This window comes from bacterium, from assembly GCA_020440705.1.
Taxonomy (GTDB): Bacteria; Krumholzibacteriota; Krumholzibacteriia; order LZORAL124-64-63; family LZORAL124-64-63; genus JAGRNP01.
This window is the reverse complement of the sequence record JAGRNP010000195.1, coordinates 1-4,417: the sequence shown is the minus strand read 5'-3', so window position 1 is coordinate 4,417 and position 4,417 is coordinate 1. Positions and strand designations below refer to the sequence as shown.

5 protein-coding genes are annotated in these 4,417 nt (G+C 71.7%); 2 read left to right on the top strand and 3 right to left on the bottom strand.

Annotation, left to right across the window (positions count from 1 at the left end):
* Window positions 1–1,760, top strand: a 1,760-nt coding sequence (locus KDM41_17370; GenBank protein MCB1185193.1) for a hypothetical protein, incomplete at its 5' end; no start/stop codon positions are given.
* Between the two features lie 112 nt (window positions 1,761–1,872).
* Window positions 1,873–2,442 (top strand): hypothetical protein, encoded by a 570-nt coding sequence (locus KDM41_17365; protein MCB1185192.1) that lies wholly within the window; start codon window positions 1,873–1,875, stop codon window positions 2,440–2,442.
* A gap of 167 nt (window positions 2,443–2,609) precedes the next feature.
* Here the strand turns inward: KDM41_17365 and KDM41_17360 are convergent, their stop codons facing one another.
* The 3 genes from KDM41_17360 to KDM41_17350 form a co-directional block, all read right to left on the bottom strand.
* Window positions 2,610–2,834 carry an Rdx family protein gene (locus KDM41_17360; protein ID MCB1185191.1) on the bottom strand — a complete coding sequence of 75 codons (225 nt, stop codon included), beginning with the start codon at window positions 2,832–2,834 and terminating at the stop codon, window positions 2,610–2,612.
* Between the two features lie 18 nt (window positions 2,835–2,852).
* Window positions 2,853–4,004, bottom strand: coding sequence for an alcohol dehydrogenase catalytic domain-containing protein (locus KDM41_17355; protein ID MCB1185190.1), 1,152 nt, complete (start codon window positions 4,002–4,004; stop codon window positions 2,853–2,855).
* 68 nt (window positions 4,005–4,072) lie between these two features.
* On the bottom strand, window positions 4,073–4,417 hold a 345-nt coding region (locus KDM41_17350; protein ID MCB1185189.1), incomplete at its 5' end, for a hypothetical protein.

The window sequence follows — 4,417 nt, the reverse complement described above, 5'->3', positions numbered from 1 at the left end:
TCGACGTGGGCCAGGTCTACGACCGGGCCCTGCGGCACGCCGGCAGCAGCAGTCTCGGCCTGGGCGCCGCGGGCGACCGCGGCCGCCAGATGGCCCTCGGCGAGCTGCAGGAGCGGGCCACCGCGCCCCTGCTCGAACAGATCGCCCTCTTCGGCGACCTGGCTCGCCAGGGCATCCACTCCACCTCCCAGCCCGACCGCGAGGTGCAGCGTCTGCGGACCCTCGCCGGACAGGGCGAGACGCTGGCCGGGGAACTCGACCGCCTCGAACTGGCCTGGTTCTCCCTGACCACCGGCACCAACTGGCGCGATCTGCCCCGTCTGACCGACTCCCGCGTGCAGGCCCGACGCGATTCGCTCGAGCGCGCCGAGCGGGGCGCCCTGGCCGACGTTCGCCTGGGCATGGGACTCGGTGACCTGCGAGGCGAACTGACCGAAGCCCGGCGCCAGATGGACGGCATGGCCGAACTCGTCGCCCTGTACCAGGAGCCGCGGTGGTCGCCGGCGTGGGAGGCCGGACTCGAAGCCGCCGCCGCCAAGGTGCCGCCGAGCGCCGGGCCGACCACCCGCGCCTACCGCAACAGCGCCTTCGCCCTGCTGCGCCTGAAGAAGGCCGAACGCGGCGCCGCCGGCGGGAATCTGGCCTTCACGACCCTGTACGATCCGGCCGCCTGGCCCTCCGACGAGGTCGAGCGCATCCTGCCGCGCCTGCGCCGCGAGGCCGGACGCTTCGCCGACCGCACGGCGCCGCCGCTGCTGGCCGGCACGGTCGGGCTGTACGCCGCCCTCGATGATCCGGAGACGACCATCGGCCGCATCAGCGAGTCGTCCGGCGCCTGGGAGCAGCTCCAGAAGAACGCCGCCGTGCGCTTCGATCCGGACCTGTACCTCGACTACCTCGACCGCCTGCGCTTCGAGGCGGTGCTGCGCCGCACGCGTCCGCACGGCGACCCCGAGCGGATCCCGGCGCACCTGTGCGAGCCGGCCCAGCGGGCCGCCCTGCTGGCCTTCGCGGACTCCCTCGAGACCCTGGGCACGGCCGAGCAGTGGACGGCCATGGCCGACGCGAGCGAGGATCCGTTCCTGCGCCGGTGGTCCGTCCACCTCGCCGAGGACCTGGACGCGCGCCTGGCCCTCCGCCGCCGCGAGTTCTCCGACACGTGGACCGACTGCCGTGCCGCCGTCACGGCGCTCGAGGCCGACGTCAAGGCCGGCTACGACTGGTCCGAACGCTGGCGGGCCCTGCACGGCATGGCCACCGGGGCCCTGGACACCTACGGCGCCGACCTGGCCGAGGATCCGACCCAGCGCCCGCGCCTGGACTACCTGCGCGCCCTGGTCGCGGCCCTGGAGGCGCCGCGGCCCCTGGCCGTGCAGCGGGTCACCGTGCGCCTGGATCAGGACCGGCTCGACGAGGCCCAGGAGATCCGGCTCGAGGTCCGCAATCCCCTGGCGGGGGTGACCCTGCTCAGCGAACCGTTCCGCATCGGTCCGGCCGCGCCCACCGGCACCGGCTGGGTGGGCACCGCGACCCTGGACTGGTCGCCGGACCTGTCGCCGCGCCAGATGCTGACCGCGCTCGTGCGCGACGCCGCGGGCCGGACCGTGCTGCAGGTGCAGGTGCCGAGCCTGGCCCAGGAGGGCGGTCCGGGGCTGCTGGTGCGGCCGGTCACGGGGGCCGGGGGCAGTGTGGGGCTGAAATGCGACGTCGAATCGTACTGGGGCTCCCTGGCCCTGCCCGACCTGGGGCTGGTTTTCTGACCCGGGCCTGCAACCCCGGCCGCGGTTGGCCGTAGAGAAGAGCGGGACCCGCCCAGGCCGGTCCCGCTCTTGTCCGTTCCCGGGCCCTGTCCCGTTCGCCGGAGGTCAACCCATGCGCAACCCCATCAACTTCCGCATCCTCGCCCCGACGGCGCTGGCGATCCTCGCCGCGACCGGCCCGGCCGTCGCCCGCGACGCCGACCCGACGCCGCCGACGGTCGTCGTCCGCGGCGACGACGGCAGCGTCGTTGCGGTCACCCTCGACGACGGCACCCTGACCGTGGTGTCGGACGAGGACGGGCACGAGTCGGTCCGCATGATCGATCTGGAGGCCATGGCCCTGCTGGCGGACGACGCCCTCGACGACGTGCTGCAGGACATGGACGGTCTGGGCGACCTGCTGGCGTCGCTGCAGGTGCAGTGGCGGGCCGGCCAGGACAACCGGATGAACATCGCCGTCGGCGACGCCGAGTTCGAATTCGATTTCGATGCCCTCGCGGCGGAAGTCTCCGCGGCCGTGACCGCGGGCCTGGCCGATTTCGACGGATCGGGCTGGGTCTCCTCGGGCGACCGCCGGGACACGGCGCCGGAAGCCGAACTGCGCCAGGAGTTGGACGACCTCAAGGCCGAGATGCGAGAGCTGCGTCGGGAGCTGGCGCGGCAGAAGGAACGCGGCCGGTAGCCGTCCGCGGCGCGGGGCCCCGCATCGGGACCCCCGGCGACACCCGTTTGGTCTCCCCCTTGGCCAACCGTGTCGCCCGGGGGTCCCTTTTTCATGCCGGGCGCGGCGGAACGACAACGGCCGGACCCCTCGGGGGGTCCGGCCGTCGCCATGGGGGGCGGCTCGTTTCAGCCGCGGGCGTCGATGCCGGCGAAGATCTCGCCGTCGGTGGGGAAGCGGTCCTCGGCCTTCTTGGAGAAGATGAGGTCGCCGTCGACCTCGACCTCGAACACGCCGCCGCTCGAGGCGATCAGCTGCGGGTCGACGCCGTAACGGTCACGCAGGGCGCCCGCCAGACCGGCGGCGCGGGGCTCGTAGTTTCAAACCTTGCAGTACTCGATCGAGACGCGCATCGGGACCTCCGGCAAGTCTTAGAACTGGATGAGCGGCTTGGGCCACGCATCCAGGGTCTTCGCGAAGCTCTCGGGCGTGAAGTCGGCGATGTGGACGACCGCGTCGTCGCCGCCGCCGAGGATCACGTCCGCGATCCGGTCCTGGATGCCGTTGCTGCGGTCCTCCAGGAGGTTCCGGGTAATATACCAGGATTCGAAGATCCGGCGACCGATGACCGCGTGCAGCGTCAGGCCGTTGACGATCACGCGGTCGAAGGCCTGGATGTGGAAGTTGCCCTGCTTGAGGCCGAAGAGGACGACCTCGCCGCCGCGGCGGGTGCTCTGGATGGCGTTGTTGACGCTGCTGTTGAAGCCGGCCATCTCCATGGAGACGTCGGCGCCGATGCCGTCGAAGGCGGCGCGCACGTCGGCCACGAGCTGCTTGTCGGCGCCCCAGCCGTTCTTGCCGCCGCGCGACATGTCGACGGGGATCACCTCGTCGGCGCCGAGCAGGCGGGCCATCTCCTGGTTGCGGGCGTTGGGCTCGACGCCGATGACGCGGGTGGCGCCGAGGGCGCGGGCGACCATGATCACGAAGAGCCCGATGGTGCCGCAGCCGAACACGGCCACCGACTTGCCGCGCAGGTCGGCCTTGGTGCAGGCGTGGACGGCGTTGCCGAAGGGCTCCTGCACGGCGGCCACCTTCATGCGGATGCGCCGCGGGTCGGTGAGCCACAGCACGTTGGCCGGCAGCTTGATGTACTCGGCGAAGCAGCCGTCGCGGCCGATGCCGATGATCGTGTCCTGGCTGCAGATGTGGGTCTGGCCGATGCGGCACTGGTAGCACGAGCCGCAGATGATGTGGCTCTCGGCGGAGACGATGTCCTTGACGTTGATGCCGAAGCGCGCGGGCACCTTGCGGCCGACCTCGACCACCTCGCCGACCATCTCGTGGCCGATGATGCGGGTCGTGGCCTGCTCCCGCTTGAGGCTGTCGAAGATCATGCCCTTGAAGGCGGTGCGGTTCCAGATGCCGCGGTCGCTGCCGCAGAAGCCGGAGTAGATCACCTTGATGATGACGTTCTCGGCGTTGCCCTCGCCCGCGAGGGTGGGGGCGGGCATCTCGGCCTTCTGGAAGCCCCGGGTCTGGTCCCAGGGCATGCTGGACTTGTCGTAGACGAGGGCTTGCATGGTGCTGGCCGTCACGCTGTGACCTCCGCGGGGTCCGGCGGTGGAACCCCGCGTGCCGCGCGGGGTCGTCAGTTCAGGCGGCTCGGGCCGCCCAGATCGCCCGTCCAGTACCCTTCCTCCCAGTCGTCCTCGTCGCGGCCCTGGCCGCTCTCCTCCTCGGCGAGCAGGTCGTCGAGGGAGACCATCTCCGGCGAGTGGGGGCCGTCCTGCAGCACGAGGGAGTCGAAATCGGAATCGGCAGTCGCCTCACGTGTGGGGCGCTGCGCGCCGAGGCTCCGGGTCATGGATCCGAGCATGGCCTCGACGAGGGAATCGTCGGGCCCGGTCCCGCTACAGTAACGATTCACGAGTTCGTCCGCCAAGTCGAAATAGGCCCGGCTGCCGGCCGAGCGGCGGTCGTAGATCACCGCCGG